General features: G+C 35.8%; 23 protein-coding genes. 17 read left to right on the top strand and 6 right to left on the bottom strand.

Annotated elements, in window-relative coordinates; translation table 11 throughout:
- Nucleotides 1-288: 288 nt before the first annotated feature.
- Nucleotides 289-1,467 (bottom strand): MFS transporter, encoded by a 1,179-nt coding sequence (locus AC4D4A_RS15830; RefSeq protein WP_490996772.1) that lies wholly within the window; start codon nt 1,465-1,467, stop codon nt 289-291.
- A gap of 136 nt (nt 1,468-1,603) precedes the next feature.
- Between AC4D4A_RS15830 and cax the strand changes: the two genes are divergently transcribed.
- The 4 genes from cax (at nt 1,604) to pdaA (ending at nt 5,338) form a co-directional block, all read left to right on the top strand.
- The gene (gene cax / locus AC4D4A_RS15825; protein ID WP_490996771.1) at nt 1,604-2,668 is read left to right on the top strand and encodes a calcium/proton exchanger; all 1,065 of its coding nucleotides are present in this window, start codon (nt 1,604-1,606) and stop codon (nt 2,666-2,668) included.
- Between the two features lie 542 nt (nt 2,669-3,210).
- Nucleotides 3,211-4,032 carry a YfkD family protein gene (locus AC4D4A_RS15820; RefSeq protein WP_490996770.1) on the top strand — a complete coding sequence of 274 codons (822 nt, stop codon included), beginning with the start codon at nt 3,211-3,213 and terminating at the stop codon, nt 4,030-4,032.
- 134 nt (nt 4,033-4,166) lie between these two features.
- The gene (locus AC4D4A_RS15815; RefSeq protein ID WP_490996769.1) at nt 4,167-4,373 is read left to right on the top strand and encodes an SE1561 family protein; all 207 of its coding nucleotides are present in this window, start codon (nt 4,167-4,169) and stop codon (nt 4,371-4,373) included.
- Nucleotides 4,374-4,558: 185 nt separating this feature from the next.
- The gene (gene pdaA / locus AC4D4A_RS15810; protein WP_490996792.1) at nt 4,559-5,338 is read left to right on the top strand and encodes a delta-lactam-biosynthetic de-N-acetylase; all 780 of its coding nucleotides are present in this window, start codon (nt 4,559-4,561) and stop codon (nt 5,336-5,338) included.
- A 125-nt stretch (nt 5,339-5,463) separates the two neighbouring features.
- Here the strand turns inward: pdaA and AC4D4A_RS15805 are convergent, their stop codons facing one another.
- Nucleotides 5,464-6,015: a DUF3267 domain-containing protein gene (locus AC4D4A_RS15805; protein WP_490996768.1), complete on the bottom strand. Its 552-nt coding sequence runs from the start codon at nt 6,013-6,015 to the stop codon at nt 5,464-5,466.
- Nucleotides 6,016-6,173: 158 nt separating this feature from the next.
- Here AC4D4A_RS15805 and recQ point away from each other — a divergent pair, with 158 nt between their 5' ends.
- The 6 genes from recQ to AC4D4A_RS15775 all read left to right on the top strand — a co-directional run bounded on the left by recQ (nt 6,174) and on the right by AC4D4A_RS15775 (nt 15,996).
- Nucleotides 6,174-8,318, top strand: a complete 2,145-nt coding sequence (gene recQ, locus AC4D4A_RS15800; protein ID WP_490996767.1) for a DNA helicase RecQ — start codon at nt 6,174-6,176, stop codon at nt 8,316-8,318.
- A 78-nt stretch (nt 8,319-8,396) separates the two neighbouring features.
- Nucleotides 8,397-9,299, top strand: coding sequence for a DNA-3-methyladenine glycosylase family protein (locus tag AC4D4A_RS15795; RefSeq protein ID WP_490996791.1), 903 nt, complete (start codon nt 8,397-8,399; stop codon nt 9,297-9,299).
- A complete protein-coding gene (rlmD, locus tag AC4D4A_RS15790) occupies nt 9,271-10,653 on the top strand; it encodes a 23S rRNA (uracil(1939)-C(5))-methyltransferase RlmD (protein ID WP_490996766.1) in 1,383 nt (460 codons plus the stop codon). Before AC4D4A_RS15795 ends, rlmD begins: the two co-directional genes overlap by 29 nt.
- Nucleotides 10,654-11,445: 792 nt before the next feature.
- The gene (locus tag AC4D4A_RS15785; protein ID WP_490996765.1) at nt 11,446-11,865 is read left to right on the top strand and encodes a hypothetical protein; all 420 of its coding nucleotides are present in this window, start codon (nt 11,446-11,448) and stop codon (nt 11,863-11,865) included.
- Nucleotides 11,866-12,396: 531 nt separating this feature from the next.
- Nucleotides 12,397-12,546: a hypothetical protein gene (locus AC4D4A_RS15780; RefSeq protein ID WP_490996764.1), complete on the top strand. Its 150-nt coding sequence runs from the start codon at nt 12,397-12,399 to the stop codon at nt 12,544-12,546.
- Nucleotides 12,547-14,394: 1,848 nt separating this feature from the next.
- Nucleotides 14,395-15,996, top strand: a complete 1,602-nt coding sequence (locus AC4D4A_RS15775) for a hypothetical protein (RefSeq protein WP_490996763.1) — start codon at nt 14,395-14,397, stop codon at nt 15,994-15,996.
- A gap of 261 nt (nt 15,997-16,257) precedes the next feature.
- Here the strand turns inward: AC4D4A_RS15775 and AC4D4A_RS15770 are convergent, their stop codons facing one another.
- The 4 genes from AC4D4A_RS15770 to AC4D4A_RS15755 all read right to left on the bottom strand — a co-directional run bounded on the left by AC4D4A_RS15770 (nt 16,258) and on the right by AC4D4A_RS15755 (nt 20,111).
- Nucleotides 16,258-16,848 carry an Imm64 family immunity protein gene (locus tag AC4D4A_RS15770; protein WP_490996762.1) on the bottom strand — a complete coding sequence of 197 codons (591 nt, stop codon included), beginning with the start codon at nt 16,846-16,848 and terminating at the stop codon, nt 16,258-16,260.
- A 4-nt stretch (nt 16,849-16,852) separates the two neighbouring features.
- Nucleotides 16,853-17,719: an SAR2788 family putative toxin gene (locus AC4D4A_RS15765; protein WP_490996761.1), complete on the bottom strand. Its 867-nt coding sequence runs from the start codon at nt 17,717-17,719 to the stop codon at nt 16,853-16,855.
- A 14-nt stretch (nt 17,720-17,733) separates the two neighbouring features.
- Entirely contained in the window at nt 17,734-18,483 is a 750-nt protein-coding gene (locus AC4D4A_RS15760; protein ID WP_490996790.1) for a S8 family serine peptidase, read from the bottom strand.
- Nucleotides 18,484-19,565: 1,082 nt separating this feature from the next.
- Nucleotides 19,566-20,111 carry a hypothetical protein gene (locus AC4D4A_RS15755; RefSeq protein ID WP_490996760.1) on the bottom strand — a complete coding sequence of 182 codons (546 nt, stop codon included), beginning with the start codon at nt 20,109-20,111 and terminating at the stop codon, nt 19,566-19,568.
- A gap of 250 nt (nt 20,112-20,361) precedes the next feature.
- On the opposite strand from AC4D4A_RS15755, the gene AC4D4A_RS15750 reads away from it, so the two are divergent.
- The 7 genes from AC4D4A_RS15750 (at nt 20,362) to AC4D4A_RS15720 (ending at nt 26,726) form a co-directional block, all read left to right on the top strand.
- Nucleotides 20,362-20,889: a hypothetical protein gene (locus AC4D4A_RS15750; protein ID WP_490996759.1), complete on the top strand. Its 528-nt coding sequence runs from the start codon at nt 20,362-20,364 to the stop codon at nt 20,887-20,889.
- A 952-nt stretch (nt 20,890-21,841) separates the two neighbouring features.
- Nucleotides 21,842-22,093 carry a helix-turn-helix domain-containing protein gene (locus tag AC4D4A_RS15745; RefSeq protein WP_490996758.1) on the top strand — a complete coding sequence of 84 codons (252 nt, stop codon included), beginning with the start codon at nt 21,842-21,844 and terminating at the stop codon, nt 22,091-22,093.
- Nucleotides 22,094-22,351: 258 nt separating this feature from the next.
- A complete protein-coding gene (locus AC4D4A_RS15740; RefSeq protein ID WP_490996757.1) occupies nt 22,352-23,221 on the top strand; it encodes an SMI1/KNR4 family protein in 870 nt (289 codons plus the stop codon).
- A 535-nt stretch (nt 23,222-23,756) separates the two neighbouring features.
- Complete coding sequence (locus AC4D4A_RS15735) at nt 23,757-23,978, top strand: hypothetical protein (RefSeq protein ID WP_490996756.1); 222 nt, start codon at nt 23,757-23,759, stop codon at nt 23,976-23,978.
- A 145-nt stretch (nt 23,979-24,123) separates the two neighbouring features.
- Complete coding sequence (locus AC4D4A_RS15730) at nt 24,124-24,465, top strand: hypothetical protein (protein ID WP_462406241.1); 342 nt, start codon at nt 24,124-24,126, stop codon at nt 24,463-24,465.
- A 153-nt stretch (nt 24,466-24,618) separates the two neighbouring features.
- The gene (locus AC4D4A_RS15725) at nt 24,619-25,104 is read left to right on the top strand and encodes an NUDIX hydrolase (RefSeq protein WP_490996755.1); all 486 of its coding nucleotides are present in this window, start codon (nt 24,619-24,621) and stop codon (nt 25,102-25,104) included.
- A gap of 1,247 nt (nt 25,105-26,351) precedes the next feature.
- On the top strand, nt 26,352-26,726 hold the full coding sequence (locus tag AC4D4A_RS15720; protein WP_490996754.1) for an SMI1/KNR4 family protein: 375 nt from the start codon (nt 26,352-26,354) through the stop codon (nt 26,724-26,726).
- Nucleotides 26,727-26,939: the final 213 nt, after the last annotated feature.

The raw sequence follows: 26,939 nt of genomic DNA, 5'->3' as shown, positions 1-26,939 counted from the left end.
AAATCATTAGGCATATAAAATAACGGATGCTGCCACAAATACTGTGACAGCAACATTTTTACTTCTTATTTATAATAATTATTATCTACATATTAGTATAACATGAGTCACTAAAGAAGTTAAGTGAATTTATTTGGAAAAGAAAAAATAGCAATTTTCTACCATGCTTATTTGTGAATAGGAGGAATATTAAATGAAGAGTGCTTGAAGGTACGGGCAATGGATAAAATATAGAGTCGATGATGGTATGGAGTAACAAAATCAAAGCGTAAATGAAAAAACCTCTGCTTACACAGAGGTTTGAATTTGGTCATTAATAGGGTTTCTTTTAAATCTGCTGAGAGCGATGAAAATCAGTAACAGGATAATACTGATTACCAGAAGGAAATTTCCATTAGGCAGATATTGAATGGCCAATCCGCCAAAAAATGGACCAGAGATGCTTCCAAGACTAAAGACTATTCCGCAAATAATATTGCCGGCAGGAAGCAATTGTGTAGGCAATAAATCGGTCATATAACTGATTCCTAAAGAGAAGGTGGAGCCGACCAGCATTCCTGCAATAAAGAAACAGATAAATAATCCCGTAACGGTTTGTTCTATTAAGGCAGCTGTTAAAAAGATGGCAAAACCGCTAAAAAGAACATATTGAAGAACGCGTTTCCTCCCTAAGGAGTCACTTAAAATTCCTAGTGGTATCTGTGTAATAATACTGCCGGCTGCAAAAGCAGGCAAGATGATGGAGACTTGTTGAACATCCATATTAATTCGTAATGCATAGATAGGGAAATTCCCGTTTAGGGATGCTTCCAAAAATCCATAACCAAAAGGAGGCAAGAACGCAACCCATGCATACTTGGCAACCTTTTTGAAACGATGTAAGGTACCGAAAACATTGGTTGTTTCCAGATCCTCATCTGGAAATTCATTTTTTAATAAAAAGACGGTCAACCAAGCAACAAGACTGATTGCTGATGCAACGATAAAGGGTAATGCCCGATTAACTTCAATTAAATTAGTCAGTAATGGCCCTACTGCGAAACCTATACCGAAGGATAAGCCATAAATGGATATATTTCTGCCTCTCTTGTTTGCTGGAGTAAAGGCAGTGATCCAAGTCTGGGTAGTGAAATGTAAGGTGTGGTCTCCAATTCCGATAATCATACGGAGAATGAACCAAAACCAGAAAGAATCTAGAATCGGAAATAACAGAAACGCAATAATCACCGACAGTCCGCCGAAAAAAATCAGGGGTTTATAACCAAATTTTCGTAAAGGAATTTCCATGAAAGGTGAGATTAATAATATTCCCAGATATAGTCCTGTAGCATTTAATCCGTTTAGACCGGAGCTTACTCCATCCTGTTCGAAAATAATGGCAATTAAGGGTAATAGCATTCCCTGTGAGAAACCTGACACGGCAACTAGAATAATAAGTGCAGAAAATCTTATTTTTTGATAGTTCATAATTATCTCCCCTATATCTATCTGCATCAATATTAGAGCTGTTTACACACTTTAGCAAGGAGATTTTGAGAGAGTAATCTAAAGGTATTTAGGAAATAAATGAATATATTTTGATTAGAAAGAAGGAATTTAAGGGATGGGACAAAAAATATTTTCTGTCATGTTAATGATTGGCCTGCCGGTATCCATAACCGGCTCCATTTTGCATTGGCCAAGTCTGCTCATGTTTGCTGTTTATTGTTTAACGATTATTGCCCTTGCAAGTTTTATGGGGAGGGCGACAGAAAGCTTAGCAATCATATCTGGACCGAGGATTGGAGGATTGCTAAATGCGACATTTGGAAATGCTGTTGAGCTGATTATCTCCATTTTTTCTCTTAAAGCGGGACTGGTGGGAATTGTATTGGCTTCTTTAACAGGAAGTGTCATCGGTAACTTATTATTAGTTGCTGGGGCTTCATTTTTCTTGGGGGGTATTAAGTACAAAAGGCAAAAATTTAATGTATTTGATGCCAGGCACAATGCAGGGCTACTAACATTCGGTGTATTAGTTGCCTTTATCATTCCAGAAGTATTTGCCGGAGAGATGGAAGAAAGTAACCAAATGGTCATGAGTACAGGCATATCCATTATCCTGATCTGTTTATATTTGGCTGCTTTATTCTTTAAACTGGTCACCCATCGCGGTGTCTATCAACGTAAGGAAGACTTGTCTTTTGCAGAGGAAGAAACTGAAGAAGCAGAGTGGAGCAAAAAATGGTCGATTATGGTCCTAGCTTTGGCAACGGTGGCAGTAGCCTATGTATCTGAGAATTTGGTACATACATTCGAAGACGTAGGGAATCAATTGGGCTGGTCTGAATTATTTATCGGGGTAATCATTGTAGCAATTGTCGGAAATGCAGCTGAGCATGCATCTGCCATTATTTTCGCTTACAAAAATAAAATGGACATTGCAGTTGAGATTGCTGTTGGTTCTACTTTACAGGTGGCCATGTTTGTAGCACCAGTACTTGTTCTGGTTTCTTTATTATTTGAAACGCAAATGCCACTTGTCTTTACGTTGCCTGAACTTGTGGCGATGGTGCTCTCTGTCTTTTTAATGATTGTAATCACGAATGATGGGGAAACAAACTGGTTTGAAGGACTCACCTTACTTGCTGCTTATTTAGTGATGGGGATAGGTTTCTTTTTATTATAATAAATAAAATAAAAAAAGACTCTGATCTACTATGGATTCAGAGTCTTTTTTATGTTTTTCCAATTTGCTTCATCATAAGTCATGTCTAACTAAATTCTAATCCTTCCAAAAATAAATTTATCTTTTCAAAGGTAGATATTTCTGTTTAAAACAGTCATGTTAGTTAGCCCTATAGGTCACATCCTTTATCTTTATTGTCCTGATTTGTGACGAAATCTACATTAAGTTTTCCGTGTGAGGATGGTTTCGATAAGCATTCCTCCCTGCAGTTATTCCGGCTGTTGATTTCGCCTCCTTTACGATATGTTGGTTTCATTATAGCACCCTTAAATAGTTTTGTAAATATTCCGACTTTTACAAAAATGTTACAAAAAAGGATTGGTTTGAAATGTAAAAATTCGACTAGTTTTACTGATCAACCATCTGTTAATTTTAGAGGATGGATGTTATAAAACAATCCGGGTATCTTGAATAGTTTTTTTGCTTAAGAGGGAAAATAAAGGCAAATCATTTTTTTTGTATGTAAGAAAGGAGCTTCAAGCATGAGAAAAAGTGCTTTTATCATGATCGTCATAGCCATGCTCGTTATTATTCCAACTCGACATAACTGGGCTGCCCCGAAAGAAGGAGCTAACCCTAAGGTTGAGGAAGCTAAGTATAAAATTCCGGAGTCCGTTTTATCGATCAATAAAGAAAATACGTATCCCAATTCAAGTCAAGATTCGCCAATGCTTGAGCCAAGTGAGTTATCCAAACAATTGCTTGAGTCCAGCAATGTTAAAATAGAAAATCCTGAATTAGTTCATATGCTTAATGAAACGAATATCGGTACCAATCCGGTTGCCTTCTGGTATAGAGCCACTGTTTACTTAGGTAAGTGGGCTTTAAATTATGAATCGATGGAAACCTCTCCAAACTGGGAGTATCAAAAAATCAATACGAATTTTTATGATAATCGTGGCGGGGATACAAATTTCCAAATTCATTATGTCCAAGAGACACAAAAAGTGGTGCGTGGAGGATTGACAGCAAAAGTACCTTCCAGTCAGGATATTCAAAAAATGATGCTGGCGAGAGCATCAGAAAAATCTAAACTGCCACTGGCATTTGAGACCATCATCGGTAGCGGTACAAAAAAAGATAGAGTATACAATATTCCTCCAATGAGACTTGGCTACCTTTATGGGTATGCGCCGGCAATAAACGAGAAGGGTAAAGTCACATATGGTGAGGTCTATTTAGTATTGAAAGGAAGTAAACGTGAGATTGTGGTAAGGAATGTAACCTCACAAGGAATTGGAGCCTGGATTCCTATCCAAGATCATGTTTCATTCCAGTTCAGAGCGGTCAACCGACCATACTAATTACCATTTAAGTCTGACAGCTTCAGCCGGTTTGGGTTGGAGCTTCTTGCTTTTGGGTAAAATAGAAAATGGTCAGTTGCGAAATAGGCTACTATCGTTTAGGATAATATTTATGATGAAAGGAGCCGGTTAGTTTGACAACACCGATTTATAATAAAGATGAACAAGTAAAATACTTAAAAGACCGACTTGAGTTATTTATGGAGGTTTTAGACCGAATTGAACCTGAAACAGCGGATATTGAAGATATTGACCGCCTAATTGAAATCGTGGATTCAATTGAGGAAAAGTTTCAAAGCTTTCAAAATCGACCTGAAACAGAACCTGGTAAAGAAGCATAAATAATAAATGTATAAGGCAAATCCGATATGATGAAGCGGATTTGCCTTTTTTATATTATGTCAGTAAAGCAAACATTCACTGTGCTGCATAAATTCACTTACTCTGATTAAAACTATCTTTATCAAAAGTATATTCAGGAGGGAAAACAGTGAAAAAATGGCTTATTACCGGATTATCTGCCATCATGCTTTCGGGGACATTCCTGGGCGTTGCTGAGGCGATTTCCAACGTACAGTATGGTTGGGGCTTTAATAAAGGAAAGAATGAACAACCTGCTGATGCAGGGCCTAAATATAATGCAATCGTTGAAAAATATGGTGCTGTTTATAAAGTTAACACGACAAAGAAAGAGATTTACTTAACGTTTGATAATGGCTATGAAAATGGATATACGGAGAAGGTATTGGATGTACTGAAAGAACATAAAGTTCCGGCTACCTTTTTTGTTACAGGTCATTATTTAAATACAGCTGAATCGTTAGTAAAAAGAATGGTGAAGGAAGGGCATATAGTTGGCAATCATTCATGGAGCCATCCCAATTTCACACAGGTATCGGATGATAAAATAGCTGATGAACTGGAACGGGTGAAGAAGAAGACAGAGGAATTAACAGGGCAAAAGGATATGTCCTATATCAGACCGCCACGAGGAGTATTTAGTGAACGAACTTTACAGGTGGCAAATGATCTGGGCTATAAACATATTTTATGGTCGGTTGCCTTTCTTGATTGGGATGTGAATCGTCAGCAGGGCTGGAAGCATTCCTATGATCAAATTATGGCTCAAATTCATCCCGGTGCCATTTTGCTCCTGCATTCTGTGTCTAAGGACAATGCAGAAGCCCTTGGCCAGGTGATTACAGATTTAAAAAAGAGAGGGTATACTTTTAAAAGCTTGGATGATATGAACTGTGAAAAACCACAGAAGGCACCACAAAAACAGAAAATAGACATAAAGATGTAATATACTTAAATAAAAAACCGCTTACGTATAATAAGCGGTTTTTAGTATTGATATTGAAGAAGTACATGATTGTTGGAAAGAAGTAGATGATGTAAATAACAATGACCAACTTAATCGAAAAATAGTTAAGATTGAGGAGTGTAAACGATACAGCCAATTTTACTGGAGTGGTCCTGGACAAAGACATCTGCTGAATACTTGCGCAATATCCAAAGAATGATTAGGTCCCCTAATGATCCGATGGTCATAAACAAGCCAATAAAAAACCAATAATCATTTCCGTTTAAAAATGCATAAATTAATGGCACGATTCCGAGGACAATCGGTAATAAAACACTGATCCTATAAGCTTTGATCCTGATTGGTATTTTGCAATGGGCATAAGGCGTTAGATATTTCCATAAAACACCCAGTTTAACCTCATTTAGTTTGGCTCTTCCGGAAAATATGTAACCAACTAGATGCAGTAATTCATGCATGAAAATTAGGAGTATATATCCAACAGCCAGTTCAATTAAAAACGATAGTTCAAACTCACCGATTCCCCAAATGAACCAATAAGGGATAAGAAATCCTGCCATAAGAGTAAAAGTACTGATCAAGATCGGTTTATTTAAATCTTCCATTTCACGAGTTTCATCTATTATATGATATGATTTCAAAGAATCAGCCAGCATCGGAAAACCTCCAGTTATAGATTACTATCAGTTTATCATATAAAAAGGATAAATTTAGTAATTCTTAAGGGATACAGCTATCTTGTCTCACTAGTATAGATCAATCTCTATAAGCTATAATGGATGGTAGAATGATCAATGAATGGAGGAGGGAATTTATGCTTAAGAAAGCAAGCTCTCTTTTAAAGAAGTATTTTGGTTATGATTCTTTTCGCAATGGACAAGCCAAAATTATTGAGCAGGTGCTACAAGGAATCGATACACTTGGAATTATGCCGACAGGCGGAGGTAAATCAATTTGTTATCAAATCCCGGCGATGATAATACCGGGCGTTACCCTCGTTATATCTCCATTAATCTCTCTCATGAAGGACCAGGTAGATTCACTGGACCAGGCCGGAATACCAGCCACCTTTATTAATAGTTCCCTAACCGCGAGTGAAGTAAATGACCGTCTGTATGATATCCAGCAAGGGGCTTATAAGCTTTTATATCTGGCGCCTGAAAGACTGGAATCTCATGGCTTTATTGAGGATATCCGTCAATTGCCGGTTGGATTAATTGCTGTAGATGAAGCTCACTGTATATCACAATGGGGTCATGATTTCCGCCCGAGTTATTTACGTATCCAATCATTAGCCGAACAATTGAATTCCAATCCGGTTGTCCTTGCCCTGACAGCGACAGCTACACCGAGGGTGCAGGCAGATATTCGCCAGTCCTTGAATATTGAGGATTCACATACCGTTATAACTGGATTTGAACGTGAGAATTTAAGCTTCCAGGTCGTGAAAGGACAAAATAAGCAAAAATATATTGATGCATATGTAGGGAAAAATAATCAGGAATCGGGGATTATTTATTGTGCCACCCGAAAAACAGTGGACCATTTATATGAACGTCTCCAACAAAAAGGTATAACAGTTGGGAGATATCATGCGGGTTTATCAAGTATAGAACGTGAAGCAGAGCAAAACAGATTTCTAAGTGATGAAATTACTGTCATGGTTGCAACGAATGCGTTTGGGATGGGGATAGATAAATCAAATGTACGATATGTGATTCATGCTCAAATGCCTAAAAATATGGAAAGTTACTATCAGGAGGCAGGCCGTGCCGGACGTGATGGCTTGCCGAGCGAATGCATATTGCTTCAATCTGAACAGGACGTTCAGGTCCAGCGCTTTTTGATTGATCAATCATTTGGTGATGAAAACCATAAAAATCAAGAGTTGCAAAAGCTGTATCAAATGCGTGACTATTGCCATACACAAGGCTGTCTGCAGGCCTATATTCTGCATTACTTTGGTGAGCAGGAGGCAGATGACTGCGGGCGGTGCTCTAACTGTCTGGATGAACGAAGTGCGAAGGATGTGACAAAAGATGCCCAAATGGTCTTATCCTGTATAATCCGAACTGGCGAACGTTTTGGAAAAACAATGATTGCCCAAGTGTTAACTGGCTCATCCAATAAGAAATTGCTTGAACAAAACTTTCAATCCTTATCAACGTATGGGTTAATGAAAAATCAATCAACTAAAGAGGTCGCTGAACTGGTTGATTTTCTAACATCTGAGCAATTAATTGGGATTACGGGTGGGCAATATCCGCTTTTATATGTCACAGCTGCCGGCAAAGAAGTGTTGCTCGGGAAACGTACGGTAATGAGAAAAGAAGCTGTGCGGATCACCGCTATTTCAACAGATGATCCTTTATTTGAAGTGCTGCGTAATTTGCGAAAACAAATTGCAGGAGAGGAAAAAGTGCCTCCATATTTGATATTCTCCGACCAAGCTTTGAGGGATATGTGTGTTAAACAACCGCAAACCACAGATGACTTCCTTGAGGTGAAGGGAGTCGGTGCTCAAAAGACAGATAAATATGGTGAGCGATTTGTGGAAGTGATCACAGCGTTTTTAAAGGAAAATGATTATGAAGTACCAATTGTAGAACAAGAGGGAAAAATGCCTGCGGTGAAAAAATCCAAGGCGGGTACTGCCAACTCACATATGGGTACGTATGAACTATATAAACAGGGGCATACGCTGAAGGAGATTGCGAAAGAAAGAGATTTATCCTCCCAAACAGTAGAAAGACATCTATTCCGATGTGCAGAAGATGGATTACCGCTGGATTGGGACTATTTCTTCTCACCTGAGGAGGAGATCCAGATTCTACAGGCAATTGAGGAAGTGGGTAATGAATTTTTAAAGCCAATAAAAGAGCACCTTCCTAATGAAATCAGCTACAGTGCGATTAAGGCGGTAATAACAAAGAAGAACATGGATACGGCTCCGATTTGATGGGCCGTTTTCCTATGTACCCATATAGCAGCAAAACCTGTTATAATAACGGGACTAGTCCAAGAAGGAGTGATAATGATGTGGAAAGAAACCATTCATGTAGAAGCTCCCTATGATTTTGACCTGGTATTGGAGAGGATTGGTCTTGATCCTTTGTATGAAATAGATTACCGTAATCGATTGATTCAGGTCCCTTTGCTGATTCATGGTAAGCCCAATGTTTATACCGTTCAAGCAGTCGGTACAGTAGATAAGCCGGCCTTTACGATCAACGGCAAAGAGGAACAAGTATTGGCAACAGATCGTTTAATGGAGATTTTTCAGTGGCATCTGCCACTTTCTGATATACATGCTCACTTTGGCGAGACGAAGCTCAATGATATTTTCACTCGCCATCGCGGTACTCCGCTTATTTTAGAATTCGACCTATATGGCTGTCTCGTGAAAAGTATTATCCATCAACAGCTGAATATGGCATTTGCTCAAAAACTAACGAAGGATTTTGTCACATCCTATGGGTTTCAGAAGGACGGAGTATGGTTTTATCCCTCTCCAGAGACAACCGCAGCTCTCACAGTAGATGAGTTAAAAGGAATGAAATTCAGCGGCAGAAAAGCAGAATATGTCATCGGCCTTTCAGAAAAGATTGCAAGCGGTGAACTCAAGTTGGAAGAGTTGCGCACAAGGACAGATGAAGAGATTATAGAAGAACTAACAAGAATTCGCGGTGTAGGAAGATGGACGGCTGAAAACTTCCTGTTATTTGGTCTTGGCCGCCCGAATTTATTTCCAAAAGCAGACATTGGCATTCAAAATGCCATAAAGCTGCTATATAACCTGGAACGAAAGCCAACAATGGAAGAGATGGAGCAATTCAGTAAGGAGTGGCATCCTTATTTAAGCTACGCCTCACTTTACTTATGGAGAAGTATTGAAAAACGGAGGAATATTGATGAACCAACAGGCAACATTAGTCCGTGAAGGACAAGAGATACTACTAACTATTAAACGCCTTGGCATAAATGGCGAGGGAGTCGGCTACTATAAACGTCAGGTTGTTTTTGTACCGGGTGCTCTGCCGGATGAAATTGTAGAAGTAAAGATTACGAAGGTCCATCCGAAGTACTCGGAAGGTCTTGTCAAAAAGATTAAAAAGGCATCGCCGCATCGAGTCGAAGCGCCATGTCCGGTTTATGACGTGTGTGGTGGATGCCAATTGCAGCATTTGGAATACAGCCAACAATTGAAGGAAAAGCGTGATATCGTTATTCAATCATTGGAGCGCCATAGCCAATACGATGCCAGCAATGTAGATATCCATCCAACAATTGGGATGGAGAATCCATGGAATTACCGCAATAAAAACCAATTCCAGGTTGGCACCAATGAGACTGGAGAGTTGATTGCCGGCCTTTATGCGGCAAATACTCATAACTTGATTGATATTCCAAATTGTATCGTTCAGCATGAAGCAACGAACAAGGTTACTCGTACAGTCTTGGATATTTTGCAGGAATTTGGATTACCATCCTATGATGAGAAAAAGAAAAGCGGAATTGTTAAAACGGTCGTAACCCGAGTTGGCTTCTCTTCAGATCAAGTCCAAGTGGTGATTATCACCATTTCTGAAAAGCTTCCTAAGAAGCGCCAAATCATAGAAGAAATCAACAAGCGACTACCAGAAGTCGTTTCCATTGTTCAAAACGTGAATAAAGAACAGACTCCGCTTGTATTCGGTGAAAAGACGATTCATCTGTGGGGAGAGGAAGCGATTGAAGAAGAGCTTGGAGATTTATCCTATGAGCTATCTGCACGTACCTTCTTCCAGTTGAACCCGGTACAAACCGTTAAACTCTATGATGAAGTGAAAAAAGCAGCTCGCCTTCATGGTCATGAACGTGTAGTAGATGCTTATTGCGGAGTGGGAACGATTGGACTGTGGCTTGCGGATTTTTGTAAGGAAGTTAGGGGCATGGATGTCATTCCGGAATCAATTGAAGATGCCATTCAGAATGCTAAAAAGCATCATATGGATAATGTCAGCTTCGAAGTAGGGAAAGCAGAAGTTCTCATGCCTAAATGGCTGCGCGAAGGCTGGAAGCCAGATGTTGTTGTCGTCGATCCGCCAAGAAGCGGCTTGGATCATAAATTAATGGATGCGATCCTGCGCACACGCCCAAGAAAAATCGTCTATGTATCCTGTAACCCATCCACACTGGCCAAGGATCTGGACTACCTAAGCAAAAAATACAGACCGAAATATATCCAACCAGTGGACATGTTCCCACAAACCTCTCATATTGAGTGCGTTGTGGAGATTATGTTGAAGGTGTAACCATAAAATAAAGTTTTCCTAGACAAAATAAAGTTTTCCGATTCAGACTCGGTTTTCGGTAAAATAAAGTTTTCCGATTTCCGGGTCTTTTTCAATATCTACCCGGGTTCCATCTAATGCGAATCCGGGCTTTTTTCTGTGCTTATTCCCCTTTATTCAGCAGGGAAATTCCCGCTCCAATCCAGTCGTGATCCTACTCAAACCCTTGCCGCTACAGGCTTTTCCAATAGGTTTATCAGGCTTCTGTTCAATTGTAGACCGTAGGTCTCCCATACTTAATACCATCTCTTCCTGGTGCTCTACTGGCCTTCTCAAGCCCTATATATCTCCTTTATCTGTTTCGGAAAACTTTATTTTAACTCCCAAAAAACATGAAAAAAACGTGAAAAAACAGGCGGAAAAACGGTCATTTTTGAATCAAAATATGGCCAAATTGGGGGTTTAGTACGAAAACTTTATTTTAACTCGAACGTAGGAATGCGGGTTGGAGCAGGGTAATTTCGGAAAACTTTATTTTGATTACACATAGGAAAGAAAAGAAATGGCACAGGGTTTGTAATATTTAGTTCAAGATTACTGGAAAGGAGAAAAAGGATTAGAACTAAAGCTGATTGCTAGAGACGGGGTGCTTTATTATATCCCCTTATCTATTAAAGCTTCCATGTTGCTTCTGGACTTGTCTTGCATATATGAAAAAATTTATATGTAGCCTGGCAGGCAACCTTTTAAATCTCTGTTGCAGATAAAATTAAATCATAGAGTTAAAAAAATTAAAGAAATGAGGAATTATCTATGAATTCAAAAATGATAATTGAGGAGTATATAAGTAATGTACGGGAATCGATGGAGGTATCGAAAATTTTCCTCCTTGATCGTGAATGCAACCCGCTTGTCCTTATGGTACCAATGGCGGATAATCAAAACATGAAAAGCCAGATAAAGCGGTTGGGGAGATACTTTACGGAAAGGGGTACAGTTAAAATAGCTATTTTATCCGACATGGTGGATATGTACTTCTTCTCAGACTTTGAAAGTCAAGGTGTAATGGATACAACACCGTTCTACAAGATCCATTTGCCATCTTTCACTGATCAAGACAATAACTTTATGGAGCAGTTTCAACGAGAATATTTCTTAGATCACTTTCAAGAGCTTTATGCTAAGTGGAAGGAACAGTATACCTTTAAAATGAATGCTGTTTCCATGCTGTAAAGTCAGGACTTCTGCTAAAAGTAAATTGAAAAAAGAATATAAATTAAGGGATTTAATTATCCTAAATTCTATCAGGCTGGGTCCAATAGTGATCGAGTCTTTTTGTTTTCCTCAATATCTATCCACTCCCTTGTCCAAAATGGGTTACAGCATTTTCCTAATCCATAGGATTTCTGAGTGTGTTTCCTAACTGTAATGCCATATCCAAGGGCAGGTCTCATTTGGCAAAAGTTCTGTTAACACAGAAAAAGTTTTCTATTTCATTGAATTGGTATATCATAAGAGAACTAGATGCGGATTGTAAAATGGAATATGGGTTCAAAAACTAAAAAGGAGGAGTCACATGCTTGATTCCTTCTTAATGCAAGCCACTCAAACGATGATGGATAGGATAAATGAATTACGAGGAATAATTAATGAACGAATTGATAATACACGCTGATAAAGTAATAAGGTTTACTTCAGTAAAATTAGGTATATTATATTTGTTGAATAGATTCTCTTTAAAGACAAGAAAAGTAGGTGAACAAAGTGGGAAAATATCAATTGGATTCCAAAGGTAAGGTAGCTGTGACAAAGTTTCATGAAAAACAGACGCCTACCAAATTTGATAAAAAGCAGCAACTTGAAAAAATACGTGCGGAGTATTTGAAAAAGAAGCAAAAACAAACAGATAAATAATATAAATGAAAACATAGGAAGAATAAAATTTCGAAGAACCAATAGTAACTGTGGTAACAGGTTAAACTAACCTATTTGAATCCTTTTCTTGTCTACGGGGGCTTTAGCTGAATAACGATTTGTTCACTTTCATCTGTATGCATCTTTTTCAGTAACTAAGTCAACGATATCCCCGTAAGACGTGTTTCTCTATCGGTTTGCCTACAGCTCCCTTTTTTCCGAAAATGGAATAAACTCTTGGGATTTATCTCATCGTCGATCTAATCCTAATTATCCCTGCCTCTGCTCGATACCTTCATCATTTTCCAGGAGGGGAGTTATTGAAAGTGAGGAACTAAGAGTGGTTAGGGATTAGGGCGTTAGTTCTCAATTAAAATCTGTATTAGATTAGGCTGGGGGCGGTAATCCAGTCTTTTTTGTACCCATCTTTCATTCACTCTTTATTCCTAAAGGAGTGCCCAATCTATTCAGTTAAGTTCCAAACCGTATAAGAGGAAATGAATAGATGGCAATCGATTGATAAAATTTATTGTTTGAAATTACTCATTTTTTATAATCCATATTGTCCTATTTGAGGACAAAATGAAAAAATGTTTAGGTTGGGAATATCAAATAAAAATAACTGTAATCAGTTGAAGGAAATGGATTTTATACTTTTGTTCTATAGAATAAAAGGGTAGCACTTGATTGAAAAGACGTTTTAATTTACATCAGCTAATAGGATGAAAAAGTAATGCATTCACCCTTTCCTATTCTTCCCTGTTGTAGTTAATTTCTTCTTGCGTTGAAGAATCGCTTAAAATGAGGGTATAATAAAAAAGACAATCACCACTGCAAAAGTGATGGCTGTCACAAAAATGTTTTTGTGTAGTGTCACCTTTTCTGGCGGGTGAGGGTGGCAACAAATTCCACCAACATGAATAGAGATCATTGGCGATCCGAGTAGCAAGTATTGTAGTAAACGTTATACAGAACGTTGCTACGATGCTGCTTCTCGTTTTTTTCCCATGAACTGTTTTAAATAACTTATTCATTTAGTTCCGTCCTCATTATTTTCTCTCCATTGACTAAGGGATTCATCTATTCCTCTTAAAAATTCTTTTAACAGTTATCATCCTGACTGAACAAACCTTGTAATTACACTATTTAACATTAAGAGTTATTGGGTATGAAGTCCCTTTTTGCCTAAAGTCAAAACTAGGGAGAAGTCTACCGCTCGAATATGTAAAATACCTGTCCTTAAACCCCTAAGATTTACTAATTTTATTGCCAATAGTCAAAATACAGTACATTTTCTCCACCCAATTTTGCAGAAAGGGCAAAACATTTGACAAATTCTCAGCTCATTTCTGCATGTACCAGTGATTTTTATCAGTTATCGTCCCGTTTTATTGCCTAAAGTCAAAACTATGCATGAAACCTCCGCTCAAAAATGCAGAAAAGACAATCTGTAATCCACAGAAGAGTAAATATATTGTTTATAAAGATTGTTAGATATCTAATAAAATAGACTAAGAATCTAGCAGATTTGCTCGAACATACTAAGACATGAAAAAGATTATTTAATCTGGTTTTACATGTAGAATAAAGACAAACAATTAAAAGAAAATTTCCCTTCGTCAGTGAACAGCCTTCTGTATGTCACTAGATAATTCTCAAGCCTTAAACCCATTCATTTAGGTTTTCCTCTAAAAAGCTATTATTCATGAAAGATTGTCCATCATGTACCCCCATTAAAACACTATCTCAGTTTGTAAATAAAACTAGAGAAGGTCTGATTGGCGTACCATGATATGTGCTTTTTAAAGTGAATCCCCAATCCATGTTCTCATCAAGGAGGTTTTAATTATGAGTTTAGCAGAACAGCTACTCCAAAATCCAAGTACAGATTCAGAACGAGCCATTAAGGAATATTGCAGAAACAATCAAGATCAATCGGTAGAATTTCCATCGATGGTGCCCACATATGATTCCAAAAAACAGAAGGTCTATGGCTTTTATATACCAAGGGACATAGATGATTTATTGGAGGTGATGATTGGTGTTCCTAAAAATGTCTTGGATATAAATCTAAGGAACTATGGTTTCTCTGAACACCGTTTGTATGCTTATCAGAAATTAGGAATAACTGAGGGAAAAAAACGAAAAAGGAAAACCGTTAATTCTCCTTCAAAAATAAAATCCTCTTCCACTCACTTATCTGAACTGACAGATTTCTTCTCCTTTGCTTTTGATACAGAAGCCAATGCTTTTGTACACTTGTTGAATAAAGAAACAGGAGAGACATACTTCCAACCCATACAATCCCTAAAAGATAAAGTCAAGTTGCATTCAATCTTGCAATCGAACCGTTTTGGACAAAACGTAGACTTGATGTATTCCCTATCAACCTACAAAACAATGGGGAGTGCTACAGAGGACAACGTGTTCTTTATTCCTTTGATTCAGATAGATATCGATTTTTGCAAAATACAAAAATACAAAAACGAGAATCCCCAACAAGTTTGGCAACATATTCTTGAAAATGAGGTAGGGAACACAATTCCACATCCATCAGCAATCGAATATGGCCATCAACTAAGGCTGCTATATAAAATGAAGGACCTATACGTAAAAAAGGGTTCTGTCGGAGCAAAAAATGTAGCGAGGAGGATTTCAAAGGTATTTGCTAAACGGCTGTCCATGTACGGTGCAGAAGCTCAACCGATTACTTCACACGGAAGAATTCCTGGTAGTATCAATAGCAAGGATGGCAGTAAAGTTAAAGTAGAGGTATTTGGAAATGAATATGAGGTGGAAACCATAAAAGGGAAGTGGCTAGATTCTTTACCAGATTGGTATCCAGAGTGGAAATCAAAGCCAAAGAAAAAAGGTAAAGTAGTTTATCTCCGTAACACTTATACCCTCAACACAAACAGATTAAGAGACTTCTTCAAGATTGTCGACTATTTCAATGGTGACTTAGATGGTAGAAGGTTCTTATGCCTCCTCGTTCGATCACATGCTCTCTTGGCTGGATTTACACCTACGGAAGCAAAAGAAATGATGTTCGAACTGAATTCCCACTTTAAAACCCCACTAAAACAATCCCTCATTGACCAAGATACCCGGAATGTTGAAAGAAAGCAGTATTTATTCAAAACCGAAAAGATTTTAGAAAGGCTAGGTATTACCCCGGAGATGGAAGAAAAGATGCAACTGGAGACGATAATAAGTGGTAAAGAAAAAAAGAGAAGAAATAGAATGCAGAAAGTGAAGCAGTACAGAACAGAAATGTATGGGAATCCAAATATAAGTAAGCGGATATTGATTGAAGAGGAGAAAAAAAGAATAAGGAGACTGTTAGGCGAAGGGCTCAAGAAAAAGGATATATGCCGCGAATTAGGTATAAAGCCTAAGACATTGCAAAGACGAATAAAGGAGATGAAAAACGAAGGTCTACACATGTAGGCCTTTTTTTATGTTTCTTAGGTCCTTTTCGTAAACATTATTGTTAATGGCAAAAAAGATAGACAGATTTTCGCTGTCTCCTTGTTCCGCTAAAGCCTCTATTTGTTTAAGTGTATTCTTTCGCAAACTTAGTTGTTTATGATTGATTAGTTATCACAGGAATGCTGCCCCATTATTAAAAAGCACCTACTTTTTCAAAAGTACAAAAAAAGTGTAATTCGCCACAAATGGGAAATCACACTTTTTTTACTAACCATATGACTATATCTTTATTGTTTCTTTCTTTTTTATTTGAGTGGAAAATCCATCTATTCCTATTGAGCCATAGTGAACATCTAACTCTAAATTTTTCTTGATAATTGCTATAGGGAAGGAATCATTATCTTTAAGATTATGAATAAATTCTTCTGGCTCCATTTCAATTTCTATCTCATGTCCAACAAAAGAATATTCATAGGGAAGGATTTTATACATACCAATTAAAAAATTTAGTACTTTTGCTTGGAAAAGTACTAAATTTTCCTTCGACATCTCTTCCCATTCAATATTAAACAAGAATCCAAAGTAAGTATCTTCTTTAGTAATAGAAAGAGTTACCGCTTTATTTACATTAAGAAACTTACCTGAGACTTCAAACTCATTATAAAATCCAGTAAGGTATGATTCCTGAAGGACATTATCTTCGATTTTCTGTTCTACCCAATTCTCTCCATCAATGTCTTTGCTATATTTTACATTTGAAAAATCGCTACCATGTCGAATAAGAAAATCTTTCAAGGAGTTAATTGATTTAAATAATTTATTTTCTCTATCTAATACTATACCAATATTTAAGAATCCACCTGCACTCATGAAATCACCTCTTTATTATTAACTCCCCAACTCGTATAAAACTATTCTTTTGGGTTGTAGTAAGTTTATATCCAGTAATAAATGCACCGTTTTCTTTAAAAAATGCTGCAGTATTACCTTTTAGATGCATTATAACATAGCCAGATTGTCCACTATGTTTTGTTTTATAAATATGAGTTGATTTACTAACATGGTTTCTTAATGCTGTTTCAAATTTTGTTCTATTTGATTTACTGTAATTCCCCTTAACACCAAAATCAACTGCATGTTTAAATTTCTTTTGAAGTTGTGTAGCTTTGAAGCTCACATTCATTAATGATTTTAAAATTACGCTACGTGAATACATCTTAAAAACAACTTTAACAGATGTTCTTACTATAACACCTACAACTATTGCTGGTAAGATTGAAGCTTCTACTTCTTCAGAGTTTACGCTATACTCTTCGCCAGTTTGTTTATCTGTAAAAGTAGCTTTAAATGTATCATTATCTATATCTGTTACTTCTACATTAAATTCTTGGTTTATTTCTTCTCCCTCTTCATCTTTGTACGCTGTGTTTAAAGTCATCTCCTCAGACTCAATATCCATTTCAAGTTCGCTGTCAATCTCCAAATCTTCTGAGTCAAATGTTGTATCAATATTTATTGCCTCATCATCAATGCTAGATAACTGTATATCTATTTCATCAGTATACTCTAAGTTTAATTCATCATAAACTTCCTCTTTAACTTGTTCAAATTCAGCTTGATATAGTTCTAATTCTTCTATATTTTCGCTACCTGCAGTTTCTGCCCATGCTTTATAAGCAGGAAGATGTGTAAACACTAAAGCTACTGCTACTATTATGCTAATAATTTTTTTGAAATTCATTTACTTACCCCTTTTCATCGTATAGTTATAAGGCCGTTTCCATATTCTTCTTTTTTATTAAAATTATTCTTTACTAAACTATATTTGTTTAATTGGGTCAAAAAAGTGTTTATATTATGTTGGTATTCACTTTCATTTTTCAGCTCACCTAAAATCACTGAAACAACACCTGTTGCATGTGCCGTAGCAAATGAAGTACCGGTAAAAAAACTATATCCCCCATTTTTGTCTGTCGATAAAATATCTACACCAGGTGCAACATAATCAATCTTTCCTCTGGCTGCTGAGCTAGGTCTTTTATAATCTTCTTTAATTGAATTAATAGATAACACGTTTTCATATTTAGCTGGATAATTGACCCCAGTCCCATATGTATTGCCAGCTGCAGCCACTATTATAATTCCTGAAGAAATTGCCTTTTTAATAACTTTTTCGAGGGCCTTATTTTCCGAAACAACTCCGGAACTAATATTAATAATATCTACGTCTTCATTTATGCTCCAATCAATCCCAGCAATGAGGTGGTCAATAGTTCCCTTACCTTTTCGATCTAAAACTTTAACATCATATATTTCTACACCTGAACTATTTACACCTAGTACACCAATATCATTATTGTTTGCTCCGATAATTCCGGCAACAGCAGTACCATGCCCAAAGTCATCAACTATAGGCTTATTCGGAGATATGGAATTATATTGTTTTTTTATTAATCCAACTAAATCTTTATGTTGTTTGTTAATTCCACTATCCAAAATAGCGATCTTTACTTTACTATTCTCTTTTGGAAGTATTTTAGACGTAACGAGATTTACACCCCAAGGAATTACTTCTTTAACACTTAATTCTTGTAATAATGTATCCTCCTCATTATTACTATTAAAATCTTCTGCTTCATTATTATTAACTTTTAATTCTTCTTTTTGATAAAGAATAAAACTGATAGATAGTAAAATTATCCCTGTTATTATTACTCCTAAAACTACCTTTACTTTAACAATCCCACCTCATTTCAAAATTTTTCACTTAATGCTTATTTTTATTTCCGTCTTTAAGAGATGAGTTGTTATGCTTTTTTAAACATGGAAATCCCCCTTCGTTATTATTAAATATTACCTTTTATGGTAATATTATCTATTATAAAGGTAAATCGAACTATTTAACACTTTTTCTAATCAAATTTTAAATTATAGTTCGAAGAATTTTACTTCAACTAACCTGCCCTGTTAGTTGAAGAGCTAACTTTATTTAAACGTTTCTATTTAGAAGCAACAATTTATATAAAAACAGTCTTTGTTAATAGAGCTTTATTTCATTTGGTCACTTATAGTGCTAAGTTTTGTATTTTTAAAGTGGACATTTTTTTCTTCTTATATGGGGGAACTAATGTGGTACGACAGGGACACATAGGTATAACTAGCGTCATTATATGTATCTATGAGAATTAAATTTCTTAGGTGAAGAAAAAGGATCTAAGGGTCTGTATCTACTGCTCTTTTTGTTCGTCATTCCATTCCTCTATCCAATCTACATAATAAGAGACCATGGAGTCTTGTTTCATAATCGCGATTGCTCTATTTATGTATTGCTCATCAATGCTCTTGATTTTATTTCCATAATAAAAATAAAAGCCAACCTCTTCTTTAACTTCTTCTTTTTTGTGTTTAAACAGGTCGAAAACAGGGGCTTCAATAATATTGGGATTTGGATAATGTAAGAGTAGGAAATTGATCAGGAAAAAGATTCCTATTTTAAAATATAAAACTGTGACATAAAATCTCTATAATTGAATGCCCATGTTATTTATGACATAGAAAAAGACCGTACATAAGTACAGTCCTTTTTGCTAAGAAAACATTATATCTATAGCCTCTTTGAATTTTCTACAAATTTTTCTGAGATATCGTATATCTCCATGAATATATTCTTCGGTCATTACCTGATATCGATAATTAGATTCTTGATCCTCGTTTAATCCCTGAATTGCTGTTTTATATTGATTGATACCTTCTTCTAATGCAGAAATTTGAGCATCTTGGCTTAGACTTTTTGAGACATTAATAATGTAGGGTTCTATTGTACTTTCGATTGTCACATCATAATTTTCTCCGTTTGACATATGTACGCTTAATATATTGGGTTTACGAGCGACTCGTACATTAACATAATCATTACTTGCAATCATTTCATATGTTGAAGCGAAGAAATTTGGCTTTTCTTCAATTGCTAATCCTTCTCCTTCTAAGTGTGCTGCTAGTTCTTCCCCAGCTTTTCCTAAAAGATTAGAGTTTGCTAACTCAATTGAAGAATTCTTTATTCTTTCATACTCAGCATTAAAATTTTCTAACTCACTTTTGAGTTCCTTTAGTAGCTTTTCTTTACCAATATTCATAAAAACCCTCCACAAATTTAATGTGATGAAGGTCTTGATGCAAGAACTAATCTATAAGTTAGTTTCCCACAAAATATATCATAAAACAACAGCATCCTTCACTTTAGAGATCATTATTGCCCATTATGTTAACCTTAAATTCTAATTCATAAAAAGGGTAAAAAATATGGGTTATTTTGGAAGAATTAATCCCAAAGGTGTTATGATTTTTAGTACAATATAACTATAAAGGTATAAAGGGGAGATTGGGATGACAACGATTCGAAAAGCTGATTTCTACTACGGGTCCTTACTGTCGGTTTTTATCAATAACGGAATGGCCCCAGCGATTGTAGAACCAGGAGAAAACCGACGGGTTTATTCAGTCACAACTGATTTAGGGGAATATGAGATTTATACGAAATATGCCTCCATGCCTGGGGAACGAAAGAATAAACACACAAAGACCTGGACGTTTTCCTTTTCAATAGAAGAAATAGAGAGGATTAAACAGTACCAGGATAATGGGAAAAAATATGCCTTTGCATTTGTATGTGGGCAACATAATAAAATGCAAGATAGCGAGATTGCTATCTTAACACTAGAAGAAGCCAAAGACTGCCTTGACATTGATTTCCAAAGAGAAAGTCACCGGATAACTGTAAAGGCTGTAAAAGGAAAACGTGGACTCAGTGTTTATGGTACAGGCCGTGCTGACCAGTTAAATGGAAAAGATAATACCCTACGCATTAAACGAGTGGCTTTACCTATGATTGAAGGAAGAGTTACGACTGGTTAAACAAGAAACAGGTGCAAAAATTAGATAGGAGAAGTTATAAAAATGGTCGATAAACTTAGGGGGAGTTCGATCACTGTTTAGTATGCTTTGTGTAACAAACTCATTCGAATCCTATTTGCCATCGGCAAAAAGACGTTTGAATTTCTGGAAGAAAAAATGTTAAAGGATATCCCTCATAAAGTAAGTGGACAATTTATTCTTCTTATATGGGGGAGCTAATGTGGAACGACAGGAACACATAGGTATAACCAATATAAGTTAGGTGACCTATATGAGGAATACCACAGAGGATGAATCACGGTCTTATTGCTTGGGTATACTAGATGATTGTGTCTTCTTATCCCTTGTTATTGAACAAATCAAGTCATTCTAGTGTTGTTCCTTACCATATCGGGTCAGGCAGCAAACTATTTCATTCAGTACTATTGAGTAGAAAAGAAACGTCAATCTGTACTTATGCTTACCAATAGGACAAAGATAGACCGTGCTTTAAACTATAGATTTTACTTGGAGTATAAAGACATAATTTATGAAATTGTATAACAATTGTATTAGTAAAAACTTACCTATATATGGGTCAAAAGAGAGCACGTTTCAATTGAGAAGCATGCTTTTTTTATGTTATTGACTATAGTTGGTGAAAAATAATTTGATAACACCGTATGTCTATAGAGGGTTCTATGACTATTGTAAAAGGAAACTATTGGGGCAATATCATTCTGTAAATACGGTTCTGGCTGAAGGTATAGATGACTCAATATCCCTTTTGAGGCTATTTATGATCATATGAAAAGTAGTTTAATTGAAGACTTAATCTAATATGGGCCTGTATAGGCTATGATAAAAAGTTTTAAGGGAAAAGAGTTATATCTCCATCACTACTCGAGTAGTATACCAAGTATTTATGAAAAGCAGGAAACTATTCGTAGTTAAAAGAAGGAGGAATATAAAAATGGGCCAAGAGGAAAAGGTGACGGTTGATTTTGGGAATTTAGTTAGACAACTTAGACAAAAACAGTTTTATTCGTTAGAGGAATTGGCAGAGAGAGTTAATCTCTCTCCATCCTATATATGGAGGATTGAACAAGGCATGCGAGAAGCAACACTGGAAACAAAATTGAATATCCTGGTGAATGGATTTGGATATGAATATACTTTGTTGGAGAGCATCATTAAGGAATCAATAAGAGTAAAGAAGGCATAAAAATCATATGAGATATATAGAAAAGGCAGCAGAGGTATTATTGCTGTCTTTTTGATTATTTTATAAGCCGCAGTGTCAAGAGCATAGGTTGGAGTACCTTTAATTATAGGCTGTTTTCGCATAGATTGTTGCTCTTGAATAAAAGGATTCTTCTGCTTTTTGTCGAAATCATTATGGAAATAACAGGACAGATTAGTTCAATAAGAAATAGGCATCACTTTGCTGAAACACCTTGATAATCAAGAAAAGGGGATAATTATGAAATTTTGGCTTAAAGTACATGAAGATTATTATAGAAGGCCACCCGTCACTGAAGCTGAATTGGAAGAGGCTGAAAAGGAACTGGGACACAAGCTCCCTGAAACTTATCGTAAGCTGCTATTAGAACAAAATGGTGGGACTATTCGATTTAATGCTCTCCGTTTAAAAAAACGCCCCATAGAAGGAAACTTTTTTGTGGAATTTGGATACCTGTATGGAGTTGGAGAATGGCCCGGTATTTTAGATACAGCTTACATGACTGAAGAATGGAATTTACCTAAAGAACTTGTCTTATTAAAAGGAGATGGCCACACTTGGTTTGCTTTGGATTATAGGAATAATAGAGTTGAGCCTGCTGTTTCGTATATAGATACAGAAGAAAAATTAGATTTTATTTTAGCTGATAATTTTGACGAATTTATAAAGGACTTATACATCCAGAAAGAGGGCCTTTACCGCTTTAATCCTGACGAAGATGAGGATTACAAATTAGATGCGATGCCAGAAGATGAATTAATCTCTTTACTACAATCAGGGCATTTTACTAAAATCAAAAAAGCACTGGATAATTTATTCTATTACCCCAAAAATAGTATTACAGAAAACTATGTCCTAAATTTATTAAATGAAACCAATGAGAAGGTTCAAGATAAGATAGGATCATCTTTATTTCAATACATAAGCTTTCAAAGGATTAAATATGATCTTCCTATTGTAAATAAGATAATAGATGAGTTAAAGAAACACCCTAATGTTGCCCATTATGCGACTCTGATAACCGAATTTATTAAAGAAATGGAAGAGGCAAAAGAGGAGCAAATTTTTGATGATGATGATTATGAAGTAGTACCATATGAAGATGAATAATATAGAGGTAAAGAAGAATAAAAATATTTAAATAGTGAAATTGAAGTAAGAAGCCCTTAGGTAAATCTAGGGGCTTTTTCTTATAAATATTTTTAATGAACGGGGAGGATTGAATGGAAATGCACATCTTTATCGGAAATAAACAACAGCAATCAATAATTTTGTGGCCCCGGAAAAACAAATAGGACCTCCTGGTGCTGCACCATCATTTGGAGGTTCATTTTTAAAAGGTAAAGTGCCGAAAATTGTCACAAAAAAAGCAGGCTTGTCAGCTAATAAGCTTTTTCGAAATAGGAGTATTAGATTATATACATTTATCAGATTGATTTAAGATAATAACGATGCTGGTTTGTGAGTGTCTTCACTTAAACAAAAAGGGGCGTTGATCCAAGAAGGATTAATGCCTTTTTGTGTTGAATTTCTTATGGAAGTAAAGGGGCAGTTTAGCTCAAGAACGATATGGTATATTATGGTTAGTGAAATGATGATTGGGTTTATTAAACGTCATTAGAACATCTAAAAGGGAGGTTTTTATATGAATGGTAGCAAGCGATTTCAACTATACTTTGCTGGTTTCTTTGCTGTGTTTCCTATAACTTTTATCGTTAGTTCTATTTTGTGGAGAGCAGTAATTCTAAATAAAGAATTTGCAATGGTAGCAACAGATGCCTTCTCTATATTAGGTATATACTATTTAATCATTAGTATAATTTTTATATTTTTATATATGGAGAATATAAAGTCTTCAATATCCTAGAACTGAGAGTAAGACCGTCATTTTGACGCTTCTTCTTATTCCACAAACGGGGCAGTTTAGTCGAATAAATAAAATTAGAAAAAATCGAACCTTTAGTTTATTTTTATTCATATAATTATTATGACACTTGAAAGGTGGGTTTTTTATGTACAAAGAGAACGGTATAGAAGCTTATGAAGCACATAATCGAACTGAGTTATTAGCAGGTTTAGAGGTAAAATCTGAATATATCCTTATTAAAGGAGACTATTATAAAGACATAAGAAAGATTATGGATACTCATCCTCCAGAGAACGAAAGTATAGGAGTAGCCTTAGGAAGTGCAGGTGTGTTATCAATTCTTATTTATGCAATAAATGCAGTAAGAATTTCATTCAGTAAAGAAGATAAAACGGATAAAATAATTGACAGAAAGTTAAATTTATACAAAATTAAAAAGATTACAGATGACGGTTTATTATTGAGTTTAAAGCAGTTAGATTATTAGAAATTGCATATAGAGAACTATTTTGGATAGTTCTATGCGAATAAATACACTTAAACTATCGGGGGCATTGATCTAAGAAGGATTAATGCCTTTTTGTGTTGAACTTCTTATTGTAGAAACGGGGCAGGTTAGTGAAAGAAAAGAGGGGTAAATGTGTATAAACAAACACTATGTTTTATCCGTAGGAATGATGAAATTCTAATGCTTAACAGAGAACGTAAGCCAACATTAGGAATATGGAATGGTGTCGGTGGAAAAATGGAAGAAAATGAAACACCTTTAGAATGTGTAATTAGGGAAGTAAAAGAAGAAACAGATATTGATATTAGCAGAAGTGAAATTATTGATAAAGGGATAATTACTTGGGAAGTGGATAGCTCTTATACGGGTGGAATGTATGTTTATCTGATTTATATGGATGAAAATTTCATATATGAAACTCCAAAAAAAGTAGACGAAGGGATTCTCGATTGGAAGAAAATCCCTTGGATATTTGAAGACAAAAATTATGGTTTAGGAGAAATGATACCTCATTACTTGCCGAATATTTTAAACGATGAAAAGAAATATAATCATTTGTGTGTACTAGAAGATGCAAAATTAATTAACTATAAGGTTGATGAACTGGTTTCCAAGTAAGTTTTCATTCATTTATGCTCCTGTTGTTAGAACCGCAATCACAGTTATGATTACTACAAATGATAATGTGAACCAAAATATATTTTTAGTGTAGTTTTCACCATCATTAATTTTTTCAATAATTGAAATCAAGTTCAAACAAAAAACAACACCCCAAATTGGTAGTGTTAGGAATCCGAATATTGCGTAATAATTTAAAATGTGAATTACTCCCTCCAAAAAAATTAGTATTATAATAAAATCTATTTTACCAAAATTACGAAATAATGGTTAGTATTTTGGCAAAGGGAGGTTCATCTCTTTTTATTATGCAGTTAAAGGGGCAGCATTCCTGTAATGAATGAAGAGTGTGGAGTAAGTTTGTGAAGAAACGTACTTAAACTAATAGGGGGCGTTAGTTCAATAGCGGAGACAGCAAAAGCTCTCTCTTTTTTATTAAGCCATTAGCAACAATCTTTACGAACAGAGCCATAGAAAAATAGTTAGATGATCTATCTATACCATTATCTTGTATCCTAGAACGTCTTCTTTCTCCTATGTAACCATAAAATAAAGTTTTCCGATTCAGACTCGGTTTGCTTTTTTGTTTGATTCCTTAATGTATAAACGGGGAAGGTTAGCGGAAGAAGGATTTTTATTGATTAGCAGAGAATGGTAATATATCTGTTATTGCAGGAGGAATTTTAATATCGGTAAGTATAGTAGTTGGTGCTTTTTTAATCTCCGGTTCTACTACTACAAATAATGGAGATAATGTATTAACAGCGACAAGTGTGCTTACTATGGATGAACTAGCAGAATATTTATCTGTAAGCACTAAAGACATAGAAGAAATCATTGAAAAAGAAGAAAGCGTCAGTGAACAGTTATGAAATCTACCAATACATTCCTTATATATCTATTTCGGGTGAAAATCGTTTTGTGAAAAAAGAAATAGACAAATGGCTAGAATATCAATCGCATTAAACTCGATGACACACTCGAGTATATTCGCAAGGAGGAAGAGCTATAATGAATGTCAAAAAAATATATCCCGAAGAAGGATGACATCAAAGAAAAACAAATATTTAAATTGGTTTGAGGATAAATATGGTAAACCAATAGAGGTGAAACCTAGGTACATTATATTCGACCTCGTGTATATTAGGAGAATATAAAATTAATATTTAATTTGATTCCACTGAAAAAGTCGTTCCATACAGGAACGGTCAATGTTTGGTAGAGGCACTATTGATTAGAAAGGACCAATGAATTTGAAACCATTAGATACATTAAAACAACGGTTAAATGATGGTCAATTGTTGATTCAAAAAGAAGATGGAGAGGTGTTAAATGCCTCGTTTAGCTTAAATCCGCCGGCTACCGATTCCGAAATAAAAAAGCTACCAGATTTTGCTCCGAGAGCGTTAAAAGAGTTTTTTATGCAGCATAATGGAGCCACTCTCTTTCAATTTGAAGAAGGTGATGGCACTACCTTATTTTCTATTGAGGAAATTGATGAACATAAGGACTTATGGGAGTGTCCAGATAACTTTATTCCTGTGGGTGTTGGAATGGACGGTATAGAAATTGTCTGTGATGTGAATGCGATTTGGAGAGCGGCACGAACAAGATGTGGATAGGAGAAGCTCTGAATTATGAGGACGGGGAGCTTGTTAAATTCCCGTTTGGGTTTGCTTCATTTTTAGATTATTTCATCGTGGCTCAAGGCACATCTTTTTGGGAATGGTTTGTAAGAGAAGGCGAATGAATCTAAACTAAATAGAAGAATGAAGGAAAGCCGTTAATTAAATCAGCGGCTTTTATCGTGTGTGGTGAATCAAAAAAAGCCCACC

It is taken from the genome of Pradoshia sp. Z5_111, assembly GCF_058267535.1.
The sequence above is the reverse complement of the archived record's forward strand: the minus strand, read 5'-3'. Positions and strand labels throughout refer to the sequence as shown.